Annotated in this window: 19 protein-coding genes; 2 read left to right on the top strand and 17 right to left on the bottom strand. The window is 45.3% G+C overall.

What is annotated here, in order from left to right; translation table 11 throughout:
- Window positions 1-95 precede the first annotated feature (95 nt).
- Complete coding sequence (locus FQV26_RS04125) at window positions 96-2,063, bottom strand: S-layer homology domain-containing protein (protein ID WP_146556096.1); 1,968 nt, start codon at window positions 2,061-2,063, stop codon at window positions 96-98.
- 425 nt (window positions 2,064-2,488) lie between these two features.
- Here FQV26_RS04125 and FQV26_RS04120 point away from each other — a divergent pair, with 425 nt between their 5' ends.
- Together FQV26_RS04120 and FQV26_RS04115 are read left to right on the top strand one after the other, a co-directional pair.
- Entirely contained in the window at window positions 2,489-3,880 is a 1,392-nt protein-coding gene (locus FQV26_RS04120) for an N-acetylmuramoyl-L-alanine amidase (protein WP_146556095.1), read from the top strand.
- 77 nt (window positions 3,881-3,957) lie between these two features.
- The gene (locus tag FQV26_RS04115) at window positions 3,958-5,604 is read left to right on the top strand and encodes a S8 family peptidase (RefSeq protein ID WP_146556094.1); all 1,647 of its coding nucleotides are present in this window, start codon (window positions 3,958-3,960) and stop codon (window positions 5,602-5,604) included.
- 179 nt (window positions 5,605-5,783) lie between these two features.
- On the opposite strand, the gene FQV26_RS04110 is transcribed toward FQV26_RS04115, so the two are convergent.
- The 16 genes from FQV26_RS04110 to FQV26_RS04035 all read right to left on the bottom strand — a co-directional run bounded on the left by FQV26_RS04110 (window position 5,784) and on the right by FQV26_RS04035 (window position 23,188).
- The gene (locus FQV26_RS04110; RefSeq protein WP_261384258.1) at window positions 5,784-6,818 is read right to left on the bottom strand and encodes a C40 family peptidase; all 1,035 of its coding nucleotides are present in this window, start codon (window positions 6,816-6,818) and stop codon (window positions 5,784-5,786) included.
- Window positions 6,819-7,139: 321 nt separating this feature from the next.
- Complete coding sequence (locus tag FQV26_RS04105) at window positions 7,140-8,558, bottom strand: alanine/glycine:cation symporter family protein (protein WP_146556093.1); 1,419 nt, start codon at window positions 8,556-8,558, stop codon at window positions 7,140-7,142.
- Between the two features lie 197 nt (window positions 8,559-8,755).
- The gene (locus tag FQV26_RS04100) at window positions 8,756-9,847 is read right to left on the bottom strand and encodes an amidohydrolase (protein ID WP_146556092.1); all 1,092 of its coding nucleotides are present in this window, start codon (window positions 9,845-9,847) and stop codon (window positions 8,756-8,758) included.
- A gap of 258 nt (window positions 9,848-10,105) precedes the next feature.
- Entirely contained in the window at window positions 10,106-11,062 is a 957-nt protein-coding gene (locus FQV26_RS04095; protein WP_146556091.1) for a nuclease-related domain-containing protein, read from the bottom strand.
- A 183-nt stretch (window positions 11,063-11,245) separates the two neighbouring features.
- Window positions 11,246-12,859 (bottom strand): M20/M25/M40 family metallo-hydrolase, encoded by a 1,614-nt coding sequence (locus FQV26_RS04090; RefSeq protein ID WP_146556090.1) that lies wholly within the window; start codon window positions 12,857-12,859, stop codon window positions 11,246-11,248.
- Between the two features lie 135 nt (window positions 12,860-12,994).
- Complete coding sequence (locus FQV26_RS04085; protein ID WP_146556089.1) at window positions 12,995-13,909, bottom strand: DMT family transporter; 915 nt, start codon at window positions 13,907-13,909, stop codon at window positions 12,995-12,997.
- Between the two features lie 80 nt (window positions 13,910-13,989).
- Window positions 13,990-15,450, bottom strand: a complete 1,461-nt coding sequence (gene panF, locus FQV26_RS04080; RefSeq protein WP_146556088.1) for a sodium/pantothenate symporter — start codon at window positions 15,448-15,450, stop codon at window positions 13,990-13,992.
- Window positions 15,447-15,716 (bottom strand): YhdT family protein, encoded by a 270-nt coding sequence (locus FQV26_RS04075; RefSeq protein ID WP_146556087.1) that lies wholly within the window; start codon window positions 15,714-15,716, stop codon window positions 15,447-15,449. The genes panF and FQV26_RS04075 overlap by 4 nt, the downstream gene beginning before the upstream one ends.
- Before the next feature lie 201 nt (window positions 15,717-15,917).
- The gene (locus FQV26_RS04070) at window positions 15,918-17,216 is read right to left on the bottom strand and encodes an HlyD family secretion protein (RefSeq protein ID WP_146556086.1); all 1,299 of its coding nucleotides are present in this window, start codon (window positions 17,214-17,216) and stop codon (window positions 15,918-15,920) included.
- Window positions 17,209-17,901 carry a hypothetical protein gene (locus tag FQV26_RS04065; RefSeq protein WP_261384257.1) on the bottom strand — a complete coding sequence of 231 codons (693 nt, stop codon included), beginning with the start codon at window positions 17,899-17,901 and terminating at the stop codon, window positions 17,209-17,211. Before FQV26_RS04065 ends, FQV26_RS04070 begins: the two co-directional genes overlap by 8 nt.
- Window positions 17,902-18,189: 288 nt before the next feature.
- Entirely contained in the window at window positions 18,190-18,420 is a 231-nt protein-coding gene (locus FQV26_RS04060; protein ID WP_261384256.1) for a YkvS family protein, read from the bottom strand.
- 148 nt (window positions 18,421-18,568) lie between these two features.
- Window positions 18,569-19,510, bottom strand: a complete 942-nt coding sequence (locus FQV26_RS04055) for a C40 family peptidase (RefSeq protein WP_146556085.1) — start codon at window positions 19,508-19,510, stop codon at window positions 18,569-18,571.
- 85 nt (window positions 19,511-19,595) lie between these two features.
- Window positions 19,596-20,519, bottom strand: a complete 924-nt coding sequence (locus FQV26_RS04050) for a S66 peptidase family protein (RefSeq protein ID WP_146556084.1) — start codon at window positions 20,517-20,519, stop codon at window positions 19,596-19,598.
- 78 nt (window positions 20,520-20,597) lie between these two features.
- On the bottom strand, window positions 20,598-21,422 hold the full coding sequence (locus FQV26_RS04045; RefSeq protein ID WP_146556083.1) for a M55 family metallopeptidase: 825 nt from the start codon (window positions 21,420-21,422) through the stop codon (window positions 20,598-20,600).
- A gap of 523 nt (window positions 21,423-21,945) precedes the next feature.
- Window positions 21,946-22,416: a transcriptional regulator gene (locus tag FQV26_RS04040; protein ID WP_146556082.1), complete on the bottom strand. Its 471-nt coding sequence runs from the start codon at window positions 22,414-22,416 to the stop codon at window positions 21,946-21,948.
- A 400-nt stretch (window positions 22,417-22,816) separates the two neighbouring features.
- Window positions 22,817-23,188 (bottom strand): hypothetical protein, encoded by a 372-nt coding sequence (locus FQV26_RS04035; RefSeq protein WP_146556081.1) that lies wholly within the window; start codon window positions 23,186-23,188, stop codon window positions 22,817-22,819.
- Between the last annotated feature and the right edge of the window lie 152 nt (window positions 23,189-23,340).

The following is a 23,340-nucleotide window of genomic DNA, read 5'->3' as shown; positions in this document are numbered from 1 at the left end:
AATATCTTAGGCTAGTATAACATAAAGAAGAACCCCGTGTTCAAGCTATGACTGCTTGAATACGGGGTTCTTCCATTAAGATTGTGTAAATTATGTTACTGCGCAACCGGCAGCATTTTGATGTAGTCGCCGTGGACATAAGCTTTCGTATAGGCTTTGTCTTCAGATGCCACTTCATACCATAATGCTCCGTTGGACGCTTTTGTTTCATTGTTGATAAGGACTGGAACCCCTGCCGTTTTCAATGTATAGATGGAAGCAAAGTTTGTGCTTGCATCTTTTCTGAAATTCAGTGGAGCTGTCGTTGTGTAGCCAAGTTTGTGCTTGTTCAAGTCTTTATTGCCAAGGTGACTATCTGCGCGGAACATATGTCCCGCAATTTTTTCTCCCCAGAAAGCATCCGATGCATAACGGACGTTCATGCCGATGCCTTTATTCCCAAGAATGGATCCGTTGTAATAGCCGCCAGTCGGAACTTGGTAGCCCTTGTTGATGCGGATAGCCGCGTCTTCAATCGATTCTCTGAATGTAGCATAGGAATATGCACGGTTATAAGCGTCACCGTCTACTGCGCCGTAGCCAAATAGATTGCGCTTGTCTTGAGCAATTTTACTGGTTCCCCAGCCACTTTCGTGGATAGCGTGAGACATCAGGTATAGCGCATTGATCTTGTGAGTCTTTTCCATTTCCTTAAAGAACTTACCGGATCCGACAAGCGGACTGACAGTCCATTTCTTGCCGTTTGCTGTCTGGTTATAGTACGGAAATTTATCTTTCAAGTAGCTGTCCAGTTCCGCAGCCGTATAGTTGGTGGCAGACTGAAGCGGCAACATGTTGAAATATTGATGGCTGTCCGCCACTTTAGCACCAGATGCGTTTGTAAACGTAGAACCGTCCCAGCTATAGTATCTCATGCCGCTGACAAATTCTTTTGGCGCTTTGCCGATGATGCCTGTCGATGAATAGCTTCCAGTGGAGTGGTTATAGAGTTTATGAACCAGGCTGCCTCCGGATACTTCATAATAAGACTGGCCTTTTTGCATCACTTCCGGAATTAACCGAACCACTTTTGAACTGACATAGCCGACTTTTCCGGCAAGTTCCACTTTGACCGTAGTCGCTGTCGCGTCCAGAAACTTCAATTCGGTGTTTGCTGGTACGTAAGGACGGAATGTACTGCTTCCGGCCTTCAGGCTTTCTGTCGGATAAATTTCCGTAAAGGCATTTGTTGTAACAATTCCTTTATTCATCCAAAGAATCTGGTTGCTGCGTTCAACAGCCTGAACCTTTGAATTTTTCAAGGCATATTCTTTCGCTTGATCAAACGTATCAAACTGTTTGACGACAGTGGTCTTATCTGCCGCTACTGAAGATGCCTGGAACTCTAAGTTTTTTGGCGGGAAAACTTGCTCTCTCGCTCTCAACATGACTATCGCCACCATCCATCTGGTTGAACCGTCTTTCGGTTTAAAGGTTTTGTCTTGATTTCCTGTAATGATTCCCAGGTGGGACAGAATACGAACGTCGTCTTTATGTTCAGCTCTTATTTCAGTTTCATCTATAAAATCCATTGCTTTGGTTTCAGAAACATTGATCACGATGCCTTTAGCTTTTAGTGCCCGTGATACCATAGTCGACATTTGTTCACGGTTGATCAGCTCATTCGGTCTGAATGTATTGTCCAGATAGCCTTTTATGATACCGGCATCTACAGCAGTGGAAATGGAATTGTAAAACCAGTCTCCAGGAAGAACATCCTTGAAGTTCACAGTCGCGGCAGTTGCTGCCGCAGCAAACCCAGCGTTCTCAACTGATGCGCTTTCTACAGGCGGAGCAAGTTCAAAGGATTGAACCACCATTTTCGCGAATTCAGCGCGTGTTACTTGTTGATTAGGACGGATGGTTCCATCATTATATCCGGTAATGACCCCCAGTTTCATCAACTCTCTTATTTCAGCCTCATAAGTGTGACCGGTCAAATCATCTGCTGCTTTTGCAGTCTCTGGAGTGAAAGCCGAAAACACCATCAGTATTGCCATAAAACCAAATAGTAATTTTTTCATATCTTAATAAATCCCCCTCTTATAAATTAGACAAAATTTTACTGTTCACAACACTAAGAATTTGATGCCGCGAATGTAATGATAACTTTAAAACATTTCAGCTGGGCATACTATACTTCTTAATATCTATATTTAACCATTTTTAAATGGATAAGTAATTACTTGTCCTATATGAGTGTACCATTAGACTACTTAAGTAAGTAAAGACATATTTTTATTATTTACGTTTTTTCTGTTTAATTTTTGGACTACTCTGTTATTTTTAACATTTTTATAGGTACTAAGTATTAGCTCTAAAATCACAATCCAAAAATACAACTTTTAAACCATACTATTTTCTTATTTATAAAAAAAAGACATTTATTTGAATAAATATCTGCTATTATCACTACAGATAGAAATCACTAGGAGGAAATGACAATCTCATGAAAAATGTATTTTCGAAAATGATCCTGTTTCTAGTTGCTGCTGTTTTTGTGATCTCAAGCTTTGGTATACAATCTGCATCCGCCGCAGGCAATCCTTTCAAAGATGTTTCATCATCTGATGAAGAAATTTTGTATTTATGGAATAGAGGCCTGATTAACGGAATTACTAAGACATCATTCGGACCCGAGCAGGCAGTAACTCGCGAGCAAGCCGCTGTCTTAATCGGCCGGGCAGTGAATTTGGGCAGCACACCTCGCACAACAAAATTTTCAGATGTGGATCCAAAACGTTATAGCTCAGGATACATTCAATCAGCTGTTGATAAAGGAATCATCACAGGAAATTCAGACGGCACGTTCCGTCCTTACGATACAATGACCCGCGGAGAAATGGCTTTCCTTTTAAGCCGCGCGTTCAACTACTCTAAAACCGGCAATGTCTTCTTTACAGACATTAAAACCGACTCTAGTTCAGCAAGTCTTTATACTGCAGTCAACAAAATTGCAACTGCCGGTGTTTCAAACGGTACAGGCACCGGAACTTATTCTCCAAATTCAAAATTGATCCGCGGGGAATTCGCTATCTTCCTGGCCCGCGCCCTTAACTCTAACTTTAAAGTAACGTATAAGAATGTAGCGGTTGATAACTTGACGGTTACTGTCAATAGCCTGAATGTCCGCACTGGACCAAGCACAAGCTATTCAGCTGTCGGCAAACTGAACACCGGCGCACCCTTCCGCATTTACGGCTACAACGGTGATTGGGTTTACGGCATGAGCGGCAGCTTGACTGGCTATGTTCATAAAGCCTACTTGGCAAAAGCTGTTCCAGTTGCAGCCAACAATCGTTTTATTACACTTGACCCCGGACACGGCGGCACGGATCCTGGCGCAGTAGCGAATGGATTACGCGAAAAAGACATTAACCTTGATGTATCAAAACGTGTAGAAGCAAAATTAAAAGCAAAAGGCATTAAAGTTTATATGACCCGCTCAACAGATGTTTTCCATACATTAGGTGCACGCGTCGATAAAGGCGTTGCCAGCGGTTCAAATGCATTTGTCAGCATCCACACGAATGCCGCTACTCCAGCAGCAAGTGGTTCTGAAACATTCTATTCCGCTTCAGTCGGCAACGACAGCAAACAATTAGCTACTTTTATCCAGAACCGCTTGTACAAAGCGATGGACCACCCGAACCGCGGTGTTAAGAACTACGGTTTCCAGGTCATCCGCACGAACCCGCTTCCAGCTGCTTTAGTGGAATTAGGATTTGTCACCAACCAATATGATGCAGCAAAATTGGCATCTGGTACTTACAAAGATCGCGCAGCTTCAGCCATTGCTGAAGGAATCGAAGATTATTACAATTGGAAAGCAAAAAATTAATTTTTAAAACGGACTTTTAAGTCCGTTTTTTTATTGTATACTTACAGGAAAGTTTATTGTATGCAGGAGGGATTCTATTGAAGAAGTTATCATTTTTAGCAATTTCCGCAATTCTTCTCAGTGGGTGGGCCACTAGTGCTTCGGCTGCTGAAAACGAATCGGAACGCAAGATCATTTCATTTAAAGAAGAAATCGATTACGAACTGCTCGAAGAAATGGGCGCCGAAATCCATGAAGAGTTCGATGCCATTTCCGCCGTTTCTGTCACTTTGCCAAATGAAGCAATGTTTCAGGCTGCCAGCAACGATTCTTCTATTGCATATATAGAAGAAAACTCGGAGGTCAAAGCGGCTGCTCAAACAACCACTTGGGGCTACCGAAGCGTCAAAGCGAATACCGCTTCAAGTCTTGGCTATACCGGAAAAGGCGTGAAAATCGCCATCATTGATTCGGGAATCAATTCGAAACACCCTGACCTGAAAGTTGCCGGGGGCATATCCAAAGTCGAAAATTCAAGCGCCTTTACTGATGGCAACGGACACGGTACCCATGTGGCAGGCGTCATCGGCGCCCTGAACAACTCAATCGGCACAGTCGGTGTGGCTCCGGATGCCCAGCTCTACTCAGTCAAAGTGCTGACCTCTAAAGGCGTAGGCACTTTAGAAGGCGTAGTGGCAGGCATTCAATGGGCCATCGATCAAAAAGTAGACATTATCAATATGAGCTTAACGACCGTTACTGATGATCAAAGTCTCCGGAACATCACGAAAAAGGCCTATGATGCCGGCATTCTTATCGTTGCCGCTTCCGGAAACGAGCGTGAAAGCGGGTTGTACAGCGATGTGCTGTATCCGGCGCGCTTCCCTTCTGTCATCGCTGTCGGATCAGTCTCCCAGCTCAATAGACTGTCCTACTTCTCGAACTACGGTGCTTCACAAGAACTTGTAGCACCTGGAGAAAACATCTTAAGCAGCTTTACTGATTCAAAAACAGCTACACAAGAAGATTATTCGATCTCTGAAGGAACGTCTGTCGCCACTCCTTTTGTAGCCGGTACATTTGCACAATACATGGAAGCTTATCCGCATCTTTCAAACAAACAATTGCGTGAAACGGTTAAACGTGCAGCTATGGACCTTGGAGTAAAAGGCCGCGACAATACGTACGGTAACGGACTGGTTCAATCCCTGCAGGTAAAAGCGGCATTGTTCCCGGATTTGAAGTATGGCGTATGGTACACCGAACCGATTAAAAAAATCTTCGACCGCGGCATCGTCACGGGCTTTCCGGATGGCACTTACCGCCCTGAAGCCACCATTACGCGTGCAGAAGCCGTGACAATGCTTGGACGCGCTAAAAACTTGAACAAGACCAATAAAAACCACTATTTCAGTGATGTTCCTAAAGACTCTTATGCAGCTGGCTATATCAACAGCGCTTATGAGCTTGGCTTTATCAAAGGTGTGGGCGGCAGCAAATTCCGTCCGAACGATCCAATCAAACGAGGCGATATGGCACTGGTTATGCAGGCGGCATATGGACTGTCTGGCACGAAGCAATTCAACTTCACAGACGTTTCCAAAACGGCTTATTACTACGACGCCATCCAAGCTGCCTATTCCAATAATATCGTCAAAGGATACAAAGAAGACAACACATTCCGTCCGCTAAACCCTATTACACGCTCAGAAAATGCTGAACTGATGAGCAATGCATTAAAATAAGCAAAAGCCTTAGACAAGCCGAATGACCGGTTTGCCTAAGGCTTTTTTGTTTTGGGTTATTGGATGGTTCATCATTTTTTCTGTCCGGATCTCTATGATTTTCTCCATAGAAAAACTGCAGGCTGGCTCGTTTTTCCGAGCGGCCTGCAGTTTTTCTATTTATTAAATAGCGATTCGTATTAGTTGTTTTCAATAGACCGATAAACAAATGCTGTGTATTCTGCTCTTTTTGCATTCGCGTTCGGCTGGAATGACCCGTCTTTATGGCCAGTCGTCACTTTATTAGCAGCCAAGGTGATGATGGAACTTTCAGCCCAGTGGCCTTTAATATCTGTGAAGGACGCCGATGAAGAAGATGCTGCACTCGTCATTCCAAATGCATTCGTTAGCAGTTTGCTGATTTCACCGCGTGTGATGTATTCGTTTGGCGCAAAGTAGCCAGGTGAGCGTCCATTGACGATGCCCGCTTTCATAACTGCATTGATATTGCCAGCTGCCCAATGCGATGCTGGTACATCTTTGAAAGCTGAACTTTTAACAGGTGCCAGCTTCAGTGCTCTAGCGATGATTGTCGCCGCTTCTGCTCTAGATACATTATCATTCGGTTTAAAGATGCCACTGCCATCTCCTGTAAGAACACCTTTTGCCGTCAGGACTTTGATTTCATTAGCTGCCCAATAGCCGGTAGGTACATCATAATACTGGCCAACTGCAAGAACCGGTTTTGACACAGGTTTTGCTACGGGTGTCGCTGAATCTTTGACTTCATTCAGACGGCGTGCGCCTGTATATTTTGGAGCCCAATAAGAATTTGTGTTCAAGTTGGCGATCGTTACACCACTGCTTGTTGCAGAAATGAAATTGCCATTGCCCACGTAAATGCCGGCGTGTGAGATTCCTGCTTTGTATGTACCTGAGAAGAAGACCATATCGCCTTCTTTAAGATTGCTTTTGCTGACGCCTGTTCCAATTTTGTATTGTTCAGCGGCAGTTCTTGGAATCGAAATTCCAAAGTTATTGTAGACGTAACGCAAATATCCAGAACAATCAAAGCCTGATGGCGTCGTTCCTCCGAATTTATAAGGTGTTCCTTTGAATTTGTTCGCATATGTTGTAATTTCGTTCGGTGTTGCTGCACTGGCTTCGGTAGCGTTGAATGGGTTGGCTGATAATAAAAGAACTGCGATTATCATAAGCATTAAACGTTTCTTCACTTGGCACCTCTTCGTTTGAATTTCGGGATGATGATCAGGCATCTACCGTTAGTTGTTTATTTAGTATATTTTTGATTGTATCAGTAAAAACCACCATTTTATGTTACAGTTATATTACAATTGAGTAACATAGCCTATTCTACTGTTTAATATTAGGAAATAAGGGTATATTAATTCCTTTGTTTTCTTTAGGACCAATTAGTTGAAGAGAATCACCGCAATGCCAAGTCTCTTTCGAAATCAAAATCAGCAAAACCAATTATCTTCTAGAAGACAAAAAAAGACCTTTTCGCCGAATGGCGAAAAGGTCTTTTTGTTTAGTTATTCGTGGCGGTCGTCTTTATCGCCCCAACATTCCGTATTTTTCAATCCAGAGATGTTTTTAGCAAAGAACTCCGGGTTTTTGCCGGCTTTGCGTTGGCTTGTGTAATCGTCCAGTACCTTGAAGGCGATTTTGCCGAGCAAGGCGATGACTACCAGGTTGAGTACAGCCATGAAGCCCATGAACAGATCGGCCATGTTCCAGACCAATTGAACCTGTGCCAATGCACCAAACATCACCATAGCTAAAACGCCGAAACGGTATGCTGTCAGCCAGCCGCCGTGGGCATTGATGAATTCAATATTTGTTTCACCGTAATAATAGTTTCCAATGATTGAGCTGAAAGCGAAGAACAAAATGGCGATGGCCAGGAAGTAAGGTGCCCAGCTGCCAAGATGGACGTTCAGTGAAGCTTGAGTCAACAAGATCCCTTCCTGCTCTCCTGTTGAATACAAATCTGCCAAAATAATAATGAAGGCAGTTGCCGAACAAATGACGATCGTGTCAAAGAAAACACCCAAGCTTTGCACAAGACCTTGCTTCGCTGGATGCGAAACGTTGGCCGAAGCTGCTGCGTTCGGTACAGAACCCATACCCGCTTCGTTCGAGAACAAGCCTCGACGCACCCCTTGCATGATGGCCGCACCGATTCCGCCGCCTACTGCTTCTTCAAGGCCGAATGCACTTTGCATGATCAAGGTGAAGACTGCTGGGATTTCAGTGAAATTGGTGATGACGATAAACAACGCTACAAAGATATAGATGGTTGCCATGATTGGCACAACCACTTGTGTAACGCTGGCAATACGTTTAACCCCGCCAAAAATGACGACAGCTGTTAATAGTACAAGTCCTAACCCAACAGACCAATCCGGGATATTAAAGACGTCCTCGAACGATTGAGCAATCGTATTTGATTGGACAGAGTTGAAAATAAAACCGAAAGCCAGTGTCAATAGAACCGCGAAGACAATTCCGAGTTTACGGTTGCCAAGCGCTTTTTCCATGTAATACGCCGGTCCTCCGCGGAATTGTTCACCGTCGCGGACTTTGTAGACCTGCGCCAAGGTGCTTTCAATGAAAGCTGTGGCCATACCGATTAAGGCGACCATCCACATCCAGAAAACGGCACCCGGTCCGCCAATGGCGATGGCCAAGGCGACTCCTGTGATATTACCTGTCCCTACGCGTGAAGCGGTTGAGATCGTGAATGCCTGGAAAGCGGACACACCGCTTTCCCCATCCTTTTTCTCGGTGATGACGCGGAACATTTCGGCAAATAAGCGAACCTGGACGAATTTGGTGCGGATAGTGAAGTAAAGGCCAAGGCCCATTAAAAGTGCAATCAGTATGTATGTCCAGAGCAAAGTATTGACGTTATCAACGAACCACGTGACTCCATCTAAAAAAGCATCCATTACAATTTCTCCCCTTTTTAATAAACTTGTTAACAATACCCTATTTCCACCAGCAGAAAACGTTCTTTGCCATCTGATATAAAAATGAGACCCTCTAGTCAAAGAGGGTCTCGGATATCGGCTGGCTTCATCATACCATGTAATTGCTCTCTTTAAGAATTATTAGTATTTTAAGTTATTTCCCGGGGAATACTGCCTTACGTAGCTTTTAAAGTATTGGCTAAAATCCGCGCTCCTATATGCAAGGCATCGAGGTTAAACGTCATATCCGGATGGTGAAGCCCCGGGGAAAGATCTGCCCCCACTCCAATCATCGCTGCATGAAGTTCAGGTTTTTTGATTGTATAAAAATGAAAATCATCAGCTCCGGTTGTGTGGATTGGCGGTGCTGTCGCTTGATCCCCAAGCGTTTCCCGTATGGCGCTGTCTGCAATCTTCATCGCCACTTCCGATACTTCTGCAGCAGGCGTATAGTCGGTCCATTCAAACGAAATATCCACGTTATGCAAGTCGGCAATGGCCATTAAGCCTTCCGCAATTTTCTGTTGAAGTTCTGCCATCAATTCATTTGATTGGGAACGGACGTCCAATGCGAATTTCGCATTTCCCGGTATAATGTTCAAGCTGTCTCCGCCTGTCTGGATGTGCGTCAGCTTTGCAGAATACGATTCAAACGGCGAGAAATAGATGGATTTCACAAATTGATGAATAGCCGCAATAACATCGATAGCATTTTTGCCTTGATGAGGACGCGCTCCGTGTGCGTCCACTCCTGTAACTTTCCCTCTCAGAAAGATGCCCGATCCATGATGGAGCGCAGGTGTTACTTTACCAAAAGGCAGCTCTTCGATCGGCCGCAAATGAACACCGTATAAATGTGATACCCCATCAATCGCGCCCCGCTCAATCATTGACAGCGAGCCATTGCCCACTTCCTCGGCCGGCTGAAAAATAAAACGCACACGTTTTGTCAGGGTTTCATCCTTTAAATACAAAAGCGCACCAAGAACCATCGCCATATTGGCGTCGTGTCCGCATGAATGGTTCGCCTGCAAGTTGCCATCCACTTCCTGCCATAGTGCATCGATGTCTGCCCGCACGGCGACAATTTCCTCTCCTTCACCAATTTCAGCAATCACTCCGGTAATATCCGGAAATGTGCGATGCCCAACTCCAAGGTCGCTCAGGATGTCTGCCAGTTTCCTGGTGGTCTCTACCTCTTTCCAGCTAACTTCCGGATGGCTGTGGAAATGGTTGAAGTAATCAAGTATTTGCTGTTTGATGTCCATGTAGTCGTCTCCTTCGGAATGAGAAATACGGTCTGATAGTTTGATTGTACATGAGGAAAGAGGAGATTTGTGGAGAAATGGTGATTGGATTTTGTTTTTAACCCGGGTGTTTACTGTTTCAACCCGGGTGTTTGTTGTTTTAACCCGGGTGTTCGCTTTCTCAACCTGGGTGAAATTGTTCAACCCGGGTGTTCACTGTTTCAACCCGGGTGTTCGCCCGTTCAACCCGGGTGTTCGCAATTCTAACCGGTAACGCCTCTATTTGATCACTGGTTTGCGGACATATTGTCGATACCGCCGGCTGCCTATAGGCTGGCAGCCGTTTTTGAGAAGGAAATGCTTGGCTGCATCGAGGCTTTTTAGTCCAATAAATTCACAGCATTCAGCTGTACTAATTGTCGGTTTCATTAGCATAAACCACTCGTCGAGCGCATGGACATGCGCGTTCCGGCTGATCAGTCTGCACGTCTCACATTCCCATGCCAGTGTCGTCTTGGTCATTTTTCCAAGAAGACAGCGCGGACAGAAGACGCCCGGTTCGATGTCTGATAGATCAATTTGAAACTTTGGAGCCAGTGGAAATGGTTCGTAGTCTTGGTGGGCGCTCAGAAATTGTTGGCCAAGAGAATCGAGTTCTTCTATAGAAAGAACCGGATTTGCTTGTGTCATCTCCGATAAATAGTAATTAACTTCCCCTACCGATAAAACATGTGCAGTGGCCGGTGCATCTTCTACAATTTGCGAGGGATACGAAATAACGATCATGCTGGTGACCGGCAACGGACAGCCAAGCTGTTTCAAAAACATGCGAAGGCGCATCGAGGTTTCGTTCATTTGGGTAATCGGACTTTTGTAACTTTTGATTTTTCCATCTGAGAGGATTGAGTGGAGCACGCTCGGGTTTTGTTTGAATTGAAGTTTTCCGGTGATGTTTTTGACTTCCAGCAAGAATACGCCGCTTTGTGTGAGCACAACTGTATCCACTTGGATTTTGTACGGAGCCGGCAATGAAAAATCCTGGATGATTTGATGGGAATAGGGCGGATCAAAGTATTCCATGGCACGATCCAAGCGTTCTTCTCCTCCATAGCCTGCCCTTGCGCTATTGAGGCTGTTTTTCACGGCCGCTCTTTTCAGGTGATTGGGCGGCAATCTTTTCAGCAAAGCTTCGTACCCCAGAATTTTAACTGGTTCTTTCCGGTATTTAATAATCATGAACTCCCTCCTTTTCTCACTAGTTTATCAGGAGCAGATAATAATTACCATTTATATCCAAAACTCATTTTTAAACACTACATAGCTCCCAAAAATGAGTTTTGAACTCACTTCACGTACACAGATGCCAAGCCCTAAAGAACGCTTTTCGCTTGCGAAAAGCCATAAACCAAAAAAGCCACCTCAATGGCGGCTTTTCACAGGTATAGACAAAATCATTTCTTCTAATAAAACAGGCATTTCTTCAAATGTGTTTTTGATGTGCAGGCGCTCGGTTCGTTTATGGGCATCTTTGCCATAAGGGCCGACGTTCAAAACGGGCGCGGTCAATTCTTTCATTGCTTGAAACGGGATGCTGTAGGAATCGCCGTAGACGGGTGTGTTGTTTTCGTAGGTTATCCAGCCGCCCGTTTGGTCGTTGTAATTGACGTAGCTCAAGTCTGAGATGCCGTTGAAATAATGGACTTGTTCGATATCCAAGTTGAACTTTTCTTTAGCATTGGCTGTGACTTGTTCGACGCAAAGCTTTACCAGTTCATTTTCTGATGAATTGACTGGCGGATAATAAGGCGGTGCGTACATCAGCACCATGGCCGGCGTCAGTTCCTGGCAATTGATGAGCAGGATATCCGTGACGTGCATGGATTTTTCCCGAACGTCCCATTCAGGGTGCATCAAAGTATCGTGCAGCAAATCGGTAATGTAGTCGTATCCGAATTTATTGAGTGCGTATTCCATCAGTTTTTCATAGCGCATGACCGTAATAGGACCGACCGGCTGGATGTTCTCGCGTTCGCACATAGCGTGGTAATCCCGCTCGCAGTGGGCAGCCGCTTCTTTTGCGACATTCTCAAAAATCTGGAACACTTCTTCTGCATTGCGTTCCATCATGAACACATTGTACATAGCAGAAGTACGGTAAGGCGTCTGTGCAGAATAAGACAATTTCATATCACGTTGCGTCAGGGTTACCGGAAGCGGCGTTGTTTCGCCGTAAACGATTTCCTTGAAAGCCGGATTCCATTCCATGCGATGTGTCAGGTACGTCGAGATGTAGCTCGATGTGATGCCCGACAGCGGTTCGCCGACATGCGTTTCTTTGCCGTAGAACAGCGCCGATGGCATGATTTTGCCGATTGATCCTGTATAGAGATAATGTGCCTTGTCGCCGGGTTTCATCGCAAAAACCGGTTCACCGTTAAGGAACAGGATAAATTCCAGTCCGTGCTCCCGTTCCAAATCAAGCAGCTTAGCCACGCCATAGCGCATGCCTGCTGAGTTGACTTCTTCATCCGGTACAGTCATCAGCAATAGATTGATTGGCCATTTTTCGATTGAGGCCTTTTCGATTAAAGCCATGTGCAGAACGAGCCCTGCTTTCATGTCCATCGTCCCGCGCCCGAAGAGGTATTCTCCGGAATCGAGGTCGCTTAATGTGTCCGCGTCAAGTTCGTCGCGAATCAGCTTGAAGGCTTCCGCCAGCTTATAGGGACTGCACGCCAAAGGTTCCAAATCTCCGTATTCTCCTGTATGCACCGTGTCGAAATGGCTGATTAAAACGATGGTGTCGACCGCTTCCGGATGCTTATAGAGAGCAGTAACGTTCTGCCGCTCCCAATTCACTTCACCCAAACCGATATATTCCGGATGTTCCTGGAAGTATGGAAGCTCCATGAGTTTGTCCTTCAGTTTATAGGCAAACTCCACTTCCCCATCTGTCAAAGTCAGGCTTTTCCAACTGACAAGTTCACACAATAATTCTTCTAACTGCTCTGGCGTTCCCCATAATGTGGCCACGGCTCTTCACTCCTCTGGTTGTTCTTTGCTGACTAACTTTCTTCTATTATAGTTAACTTTATGCTAAATAAAAAGAGGCTGCAAAAATATGCCCTTGTCGGTCAACTTCAGTAAATCAATCCATACAAAAACGGCTCAATGCGAGAGCCGCTTTCTACGTTTTTTCAACAGGTCTTCCGCTGCACCAGAACCGAACAGTACCCCGATAACAATCAATACCAATCCATAGATGTGGCCGACTGTGATTTTTTCATTTAAAATCACACTGGCCCCGACTAATGAAAATAAAGTGTTGAGATTCATAAAGATTGCGGCTTTTGTCGGCCCTGCTTGTCCGATGGAATAATTATAAAGCATGTGGCCCACGGCTGTCCCAAGCATCGCTGAGAACCCGAAAGCGATCCAGAACGACGTCGGAACGGCAGCGAACGCCTGCATTCCTCCCGGTTCCTGAATAAGCGAGATGATAAACAGAACGACCGCACCCACCACGAACATATAGCCTGTTAAAAGGCGGGGATCCAGGGAACGTGCAGCACGGGCAATGACGATATAGCTCAATACCTGCGCCAAAATCGAAATAAATACGAAAATGTCACCGACATTCAAGCCGGTTGCAGCCCCATTGCCTACCAATACCGTTGCCGCGACACCAGCAAACCCGACCACAACACCAATCCATTGCAATCTAGAGGGATAGTTGCGCATGATAAGCGACACCAGTACCGCCGTCAGCATCGGCCCTGTGCCAAGAATCAAACCGGCATTCGAACCGGTGGTTAAGGACAAGCCGTTTGATAGAAAGTAATGATGGCTGACAACATTGAGCAGCGAACCAAGAAAGATGAATTTCCAGTCGCTTTTAGCTGGCCACCGCAGCATTCTAAAGCTTGCCAAGATTGCCATGACGGATAAGCCAGCCAATAAAATACGGAACGCCGTTAAGGTCACCGGCTCTACAAATTCCACCATATATTTAACAGAAGCTAAGTTAAAGCCCCAGACGATCATCACTGCCGTTAAGATGCCGTAAATTTTCCATTGGTTCAAGTACAAAAACCTTCTTTCAACAAAACGAATATAAGCCTGTATTTTACGCCTGTTTCCGGCATCTGTAAATGTTCAAAGGTTTATTTGTGGGCAGAAATATTGTAATTATATGCTTTCCTGCCGATCAATAAACTAAACACGATAAAGGCAGTGAGCGACAGCAGCACCGGCAAAGTCACTGTATGAACACCAAACAGGTTGCCGTTTTCCAGATTGTAGAAATGCAGCCCGATATAGCTGACGATTCCTGTTGCCATTGAAGCAATCGCTCCGTATTTATTGCCCCATTTCCAATACAGCCCTAGCACAATTGGCCAAATGAAAGCCGCTTCCAATCCCCCGAAGGCAAATAAATTCAGGAAAATCAGCAGCTCCGGCGGATTTAAGGCCAATAAAAAGACGATGATGCCAAGCAGGCCGGTGACACCGAAGGAAATGCGCTTGATGGTTTTTAATGTTGCATCCGGTTTGACGTAATTCAAGTAGACGTCTTTAACGATCGACGAACTGACCAGCAGCAATAAAGAATCGACCGTCGACATGATAGCCGCCATCGGAGCGGCAAGCACAATGCCAGCCACCCACGGAGGCAGCGTTTCGAGCGCAATCAGCGGAATGACTTTGTCGCCGATTTCAATTCCCGGAAGTACAGGACGCGCAAAAACACCGATCAAATGCATATTGAGCATAATGAATCCGGTGACGATTGTCCCGATGATCAAGGCACGATGCATCGAGCGCGAATTTTTGTAGGACATAGCGCGTACGGCTATCTGCGGCAAGCCGACAACGCCGACACCGACCAGAATCCAGAACGATGACACATAGGCGGCGCTTAAATTACCTGCCGCTCCGTAAGGCGTCACCAGGTTCGGGTTTTCATTGATGAGATCATTGACGATATTCGGAATGCCTCCACCCGCGATGATGACAGCAATCAGCAGCACCAGGGTCCCGACCAGCATGACCGCCCCCTGCACAGCATCGGTCAATGCAACTGCCCGGAAGCCGCCGATGGTGACGTAGACAAGCACACTGACAGCAAATAAAAATAAAGCCGAATTATAAGATAAGCCCGTCAGTGATTCCACAAGACGTGCGCCGCCGATCCACTGCGCAGCCATGGCCGAAAACAGGAAAATGATGATGCTAAATGCCGACAGCAATACAACTGCGGTACTATCGTAGCGCGACTTTAAAAAATCAATCATGGTAACTGCTTTGTAGCGGCGTGCCATGATGGCGTATTTTTTGCCGAGAATCATCAGCACAAAATAGCCAGTGACCACTTGCGACATTGCCAGCAGCACCCACCCGAACCCCATTGTGTAGGCTGTTCCGGGTCCACCCAGAAAACTGGACGCACTGCCATAGGTTGCGACCATCGTCATCGCCAGCACGAAGCCGCCGAGTTCACGGCCGCCCAGAAAATAATCGCTGACGAAGTTGGAAGACGACGACAGCTTACGGCTCGCCCAATAGCCGATAAAGAAGATGACCAGCAAAAAGCCAATCATTGGGACCAATACAGCATAATTCATTGTGAATCCTCCTCTTCCTCAAATGGCACTTCTACAAAGAAGAATTTCACGATGACAATGACCAGTACTGCAATCAGCAAAAAGCCGACGACACAACTGTAGAAAAACCAATCGGGCAAACCGAAAACGTAGCTATATTCTTCAACCGGCCGTGAACCCATGCCGTATGCAAATCCAAACCACCAGACAAAGTTGAACAGCGCCAAACCGACGCCGATCCATGCTTCCCGATGGGCTATTTTAAATCGCCAATCCGTTTCTTCCATGGTATACACTCCATTCAATTACTTGTTCCATTCTGTTTAAGAATGGATAAATCAGTACGCAGTAAGCGGATGTCCGCTGCGTTATTTCACTTTGCATGAATATATCGTACACTATTGGTCCCAGGAGATTAACCCTCTTTTTCCTTTATTTTAAATATGAAAAACCCGAAAGCAGCTGCTTTCGGGTTAATTCGACTAATTTTATCGGGCAAGCAAATATTCGACATATGCCCGCCAATACGTACTCTTGGCGTATTCGAAATTGGGCTGACGATCTGGAAACGGCATGAAGACTTTAGGAGGCGACACAAATACTTCCAGTTTGTCTTCATTGATGATCACCGTTCCTGCTTCTGGTCCTTCAGTCAACACAGTTTTTGCACCATCTTCAAAGTTTGCCGCTACCCCCACTGCTTTTGGACGGCCATTGATGTTCAAGGTATGGGCTTTTCCTTCAACTCCATCGTAGTCGAAAAGCCATGCAGTCGGAAGTGCAACGGCATCCTCGGCTGTTTCCAAAGTAATCGATGTGTTGACGTTGCTGCCATAAGGAATTGGCGTTTCAATCGGTGTATCCATCGCAATCCGCACTTCGTAATAAGCCAGCGGGTTATTCTGTTCTTTCGGATCTAATTGATGATAGGCTTCAAGCCACTTAGACTCTTCAGCTGGCATCTCGGAAACACTTTGAATCGTTCCCGTGTTAACACCATCCAAACCTTCGCCGTCAATTTTGACCGGATCTCCCACTTCAACGAGCGGCCATTCGTCTTCCAGCACATAGCTGAGGAATACTTTTTCGTTTGAATAGATTTCAATGCTCAAAGGTTCGGCATCCCGGTTGATCTTGGCTACGGTTCCATCTACGGGGCTGATGACAGACGGATTCGACAGGCTTTGTGAGAGCTGTGCATTGAGCACCGCCAACTGCGATTCAATGGAAGCCAGCTGCTGCTCGGCCTGAGCAATGCCTGCGGCGTAAGAGCCGTCTTGCGGCACTGCGACACCTACAGAAACATTTACATCAAATTTGATGGTTTCATCGTTTTCATCGGTGATTTCGGAATTATCGGTTGCGTCTTGGGAGACAGGTCCCCCTTGAGCAGCTCTTGCTTGTTGGAGCGTAGCAAGTGAGCTTTTCACTTCTGCCAGCTGTCCTTCCAAAGCGGTTTTCTGCGTTTCCCAAATGGCACGCTGTTCTTCTGTTTCGGCTTCATTCAACATAGCAAGCTCGGATCCTGCGGTTACGGTGTCGCCTTCATTCACCATCCATTGCTGAAGCGCTTCATGGTTCTGCACATAGATTTCCACAGTTCCCTGTGGTGCCGTCAATGCTTCCTTGAACAGATTGGTTTCGTATGTACGCGTATAGGCCTGTTCGTAGTCACTGACGTAAACACTTTTAGGAAGGATGCTTTTGTCGCCAAACATTAACAGGGTGTTGGCCGTGAGAAAAGCGATGACTGCAACAGATAAGCCCACAAAAAAGAATCTATTCAAACGGATTCCCTCCTTCCATGAAGCCACTGAGCATATCATCCACCGGAATAAGACTGAATGACGCTACGATCAAAGCGGCGAAGATGTGAAGCAAAATCAAGCCCAATAAAATCAGTTTTGGGTTGATTTTCGTAAAACTGCGGATAAAACGGTACTGAACCGCAATAATCAAGGAAGTGAATAATGTCAGTTGATTGAAAAAGTAAATTAAGAAGTTGTTATCCAAGAACGTGGCAGCAATCGGTCCGAACGAGAAAATTGATACGGACATCGTATAGCCGGTCAGTGCAAATAATAGAAAAATCAAGCCTTTTTCGATGACCAGTAAAGCAGTGACATAAGTTTGCATAATAATCGCTGCTCGCCACGGCATCTTCAGGATCTTGCTGAATAAAAAAGCGGCCCCATACAGATGGAATGCCAAATAAAAACCTGCCCATAAGAGCGTGCCTAAAAGCGAGGTCCAACGCGCCAGTGTATAGGCATCCCACATGCCTGCCGCCAGCAGCGGCGTCAGCGAATCGGTGTTCATGCCCCATATCTCTCTGATGGCAAATACCAAGAGGCCAATAGCAATGATACAGGCGATGCGCTTATTGATATTGCGCATTTCGGTATGTTGTATATTATGTATAAGTTGTCCTTGTCTTGGGAAAAAGTGCCAGAATCTAAAGTCTGATATCATGCGCGTATGTCCTTTCAAGGCAATTGACGTTCTGCTTCACTTTACTTTACCAAAAAAGCTTCTTCTTTGGAACGCATTAGCTGGTACATTTTACAATATTTGAAACGTTTGAGCCAAAAGACATAGGAGTGTGGTTGAAGAGAGATGAAGTAATGTTGTGGCAGGGTAGGAATGCACTCCAGGCGGATGCTTTCCGGAGGCGGCGAAGCCATTATAGAACCTCTGCAAAACTGCTTCCAAACATACAAAAAAAAAGACTGTTCATGATGAACAGTCTTTTTCAGCAAATTATGCTTCGACGATACGGTATTTCTTATGTGAAATTACGGTCATATTGGATGCCGCACCAATTTCTTTTGCGTCTTCTGGTGAAATTTCAACAATCACCGAGTTGTCCATAATTTTAAAGATGGTGCCGTTAACATCGACGCCGTTGCGAGTGAAAGAAATCCATTCGCCAATGTAGCGGGCTGCTACGAATTCTGATACTTCTTTTTCATGGGGTTGGAATGCCATCATTACCACGCCTCTCTTTTTAAAACACTATCTATATATTATATCACAATTCGCCAATCATTTCACCTCTAAGCCAACTTAAGAACAGTATGACTTTGTTCTCAAAGTCGGTGACAGTCGATGGTTTGGAAAATACAGAGAGGAATTCTCTTCATTGGTCCCGGTCTTCTTTTTCTGTAAAGCGTCGAACGGCGCATAACTCGATTTCATGTTTTGTGCCGGCGAGTTCAATAATTTCAACCGCTTTTCCGGGAGTCGGCGAATGCAGCATTAAGCCATTGCCGTAATAGACACCTACATGGTGAATGCTTCCTTTTCCTTCTTCATAGGCGAAGAACAGCAAATCTCCGATATGCCAGGAGTTTTGCTCCTGCTGATCGATTTCGATGCCTTCCTCAGCCTGGTCAGCAGCATCGCGTGAAATGATAATGCCATTCGCTTTCATCAGGTTATAAGTAAATCCTGAGCAGTCATAGCCATAGCTCGACATGCCCGCCCATAAATAAGGCAGATCCAAAAATCCGGCCCCCAACTTTGCGATGTCCATACCGTCCCCTTGCGGCCCCCGGTTGTATCCAGCCACGATTTCTACCGCTTCTGACATAATCATGGCATCGCCATCCGGTGTCTGCAGCCGAATAAAGTCACCGAGCTCTTTGACCGGCAGTAAGGTATTGAAGGATACTGCTTTTAACGGTTTGAACTCTGCTGTCCAGAGCTGCGCTTTATTTGCCTTTACACGGGCATAGCCCAGCTCACTTAAAGCTTCTACTTCCCTCAATTGGCTGACGGGCACCCACCCTGGATATCCGCGCTCATCTTTGTGGCACGGCTGCCAAAGTGCAATGATTTTTGCCCAGCCTTCCACCACTTCTTCGATCAGCACAGGCTCCCCGTAGAGAAGCTGCGTTTGGATGCGGCCACTGTCAGTCAAATCTTTATTGTCCTCGCGGCTCATTTCCTGCAGCCATTTATTGATATTTGGGTTTTCAGCGATGCTCTCCGTATCGACGGGACGCGCTTTTTCAGGCGCGGTCCAGACGGTTGCGACTGGAACACTGCATACCCATGCAGTCGATTCTGTTTGCAGCAAGCTCTTCACTCCATTTCGTTCTTGATTTCATCGTTTTATTCTGTTTTGTCGATTGATGGCCGATTCCCACGGAGTGCGACAGTCGTTACTCGACACCCGGCAGAATGGTCAAGGTTTTGGCGTCCCCATCCAGTCGTGCAAGCGCACCAAGCGGAACGGAGAAATGCGGTTCACAATGGCCGATTTTAAAGCCTTTGACGACAGGGATTTTCGAGTCGCTGAAGTAGTGGCTGAATACTTCGTCCAACGTCAATGAGGGCTTGCGTTTTTTCGGTTCGGCATTTTTAAAGTCACCGATGACAATGCCCGCTGCTTCATCGAATTTCCGCGCCATCCGCAATTGGTTGAGAATTTCATCCACTTCGTAAGGCTCTTCATCGATATCTTCAATCAAAAGGATTTTGCCTTTGACGTCTAAATCAAATTTGGTGCCGATTGCGCTGCGGATCAGCGACAAGTTGCCCCCGACCAATTCACCTTGTGCGACTCCGCCTACAAGCGTTTCGAGAGGCGCTACTTCTTCCGTATAATGCAGCTCGAATGGCTCGAACAATTGACCGAACATGCGCCCGCTGCGTTCGTGGAATTCCTTCTTGCCGACATCCGACGCCAGCATTGGTCCATGAAAGGTTACCAAGTTGGCGTATTCCCCAATAGCGGTATGTAAAAATGTAATATCTGAATATCCCCAGAACACTTTTGGGTTTTCCATGATCATGGCATAATCGATTTGGTCCGCATAGCGCGCTGCACCGAATCCTCCGCCAGCACATATAATGCCTGACACTTCCGGATCTTCAAACATGGCATGCAAGTCGGCCAATCGCTCTTCGTCGGTACCAGCTAAATAACCGTATGCCGCATCGAGTGATTTGCCCAGCTTAATTTTCAATCCAAGCGCCTCCAGAAACGGCAAGGCTTTCTGCAAATTTTCTTGATTTGGCGGACTAGAAGGCGCAATTACGCCAACGGTATCCCCTTTTTTCAGTCGTTTCGGCATATTACGCAAAATGATCTACTCCTTTTTTATAATTTCATGCTCTTTTCATTATAACCTTTATGGCAAACCGTTTAACCCAACCCCGGTTCAACAGAATTTCGCCTGCATCGCCAACTCAGTCATCACCAGCATGGCGCGGTAGGCTTCCAAAATATCTTTCGCCTGGAAACGTACAATTGTCGTTCCTTTCTCTAGTTCACAGCCTGGCATCATAGCAGCTAGCTCCGCTTCTCCGTAATTGGTAAACTCGATTTTCAGCAGCGGCTTTTCTGGCGGCACCAGGGGTTTGACATTTCTTCGGTTCTCGATGGCTTTAATGGTTTGCTCACGCAAATACCGCTGTGCTTTTTTGGGATGCATCGTTCGGACAGCCGAACGCGTCAGCGACTGTTTGACTGCTGCTGTTGTAATGTTCGGAATCAAGCCTTCCGCTTCCCGGCATGCGCAATCATCTCCCGCTACCAATAAAACCGGGACTCCGTGGTAGCCGGCCACATAGGCATTAAAGCCAAGTTCTCCGATTTCCACTTCATCAATCCACATTGTGCGAACCGCAAATATCATCGAATGTGCCATAACCCCTTTTTGCCCTGCGCGAGCGTGGTAGCCAGCAAAAAATGCACCGGTAAAACGATTATCCAAGCCTTCGACCATCGAATAAGTTTTGACTCCGCCCGTAATTAAGTCCGCTTCTTCACACAGCTCTTCAGCAATCAAGTTGTTCATTTTCGAATGGCTGTCGTTAACCAAAAATTCTTGGGCTCCAGCGTCAACTGAACCACGGATGATGGCATTGGCATCTTCCGTCATTAATCGGCGCCCTCGTTCGTAATTGGCTTCATTGGAATCTACATATGTATAATCCGGTAAGGCTGTGACGCCTTCCATATCCATCGATAAATAGAATTTCATCTTAAAGACTCCTTCCCTTGGCTATTTACACTCTCCCTATGACTCAATGTACCAATACCCGCTCCATAGTTCAATCCAGCGGTAGCCACTCTATTGACAAAAATCTGGACAAAAAATTCTTTTTATTTTATTTTTTAGAATTTTTAGTCATTTTGGACGATGTTTATTATGAATCAGTTATTTATACTGAAAACAAGTTATTGCACATGGTAACTTACCTGTAAGATCTTCCATCAATAACACCCAATCGTAAAGGAGCGGATCGTGATGAATTTCGACAAAGTACTTGAACTCGGCTGGGGAGATCTTGCAATCGGAGTAGCTGGCTCGACGGCAGTCATGTTATTTATCAATTTTTATACTTTAATGTAAGGGGTGACCTATGAAGAACGCAGAAACCTAAAAGCTCTTTTCCCTATCAAGCGGAAAAGAGCTTTTAATGTGCTTTTTTTCGCATACAAAAACGCCTCCCCATTGATTGATCCGGAAAGGCGTACGTTATCCATAGGCTGCTGATTTCACTTTACAAACCTCCATGTAGTTGTTGTGATTCCCGCTGTTGGGCTATTAATTCATCGAACATCGCTCGGTCTCCCGCGCTTAATGCTTCATCGATCATGCGGTTGTAGTTTTCCTGTTCAAGAAAATAAATGGCGTCGGCCGCTTCTTTTCTCGATTGATCGTTCACTTCGATCAATTCGGCTCTTTCTTCCTGCAAAATCGCTTGGAGATGTCTGTGAATATCCGACACGAGCAACAATTGGTATAGAGGCAAGCGAATAAAGCGATTACCTTTTTGGAAGACAAAGACTTCAGAGAGATTTTCTACTTGGAACGTATTAAGGTTGACGATAATCTCTTTTCCTTCCACAGGAATGAAATGAAACAGCTCGTCGTCTTTCATGATAGAGAAGTACTGATAAGCAAACACGAACTTCACCAAATGCCCTTCTTTCTTTGTGTAGAACGGCTTCATGAGCTTCACATGCAACATCTGACTCACCCCCATCTTTTTGTAATATTCTGATTATATATATCATACCATAAAAACCTTTTTTCGAGAATAGAATTGCATGAGAACAGGTATATATAATAGACGTTTATAGGCACATTTTTGTCACACATTTTTACGAAAAAAATTGTTTTTTATTAAAAAAATTGTCAGAGACAACTGTCTCTTGTAGAGAAGTCATCTCTTTTTGCTCGTTCTTACAGGTTTTTTCTATAGTAAAAAGCATCCTAGCGATATTAAAACTGTTTTGTTAAGGCAAGTTTTATAATTTTACCCTCACCTTCCAGACTTAACTGTATAAAAGCTCGCATTTTTCTAATTTAAAACCCCACACATCATCCTGAGTAAAGGGAATGGATCTGAGGGGTTTCGAAAAAATTGGTTATTTTTTAGTGCGCAGCTGCTGATGGCGATGGCGCGGCGGAGTTACCATGAAATGCATTTCGTTCGGATTGATGTAAAGCGATACTTTTTCCATAATGTATGTAACCAGGCTATGGAATTCTTCATCAGATAGTTGCCGTTTGTAAAAGATGATTCGGTTCATTTTGAAATCGACCTGTATTTGCTCCAGGTACTCCGGAAACAATCGAGGGTTTGGGATACTGTAACATTCACCATCTGAAGAAATTTGCCAGCTGATTTTACCAAATACCAATTCAGCCTTTGCATAGACTACTTCCCAAGCCACGACGTCCTTTGGATGCAAAACGGAACGCAAGTCGGGGATTTCCAAAACGAACGAATTGAGCAACTATCATTCTCCTATCTAAAACAATTTAATTAGGCCTTTATTACTTTTATAATACCATTTGATTTACATAAAACAAGGACTCACTAAAAATAAAGCAGCGCTTTTCTAGCTTATAAAATAGACAACTATTCTTCATCGTTTACGGAGCAGTC

Source organism: Planococcus sp. CPCC 101016, assembly GCF_007859295.1.
Lineage (GTDB): Bacteria > Bacillota > Bacilli > Bacillales_A > Planococcaceae > Planococcus.
Note: the sequence above shows the minus strand (reverse complement) of the source record. Positions and strands in the feature narration are given on the sequence as shown.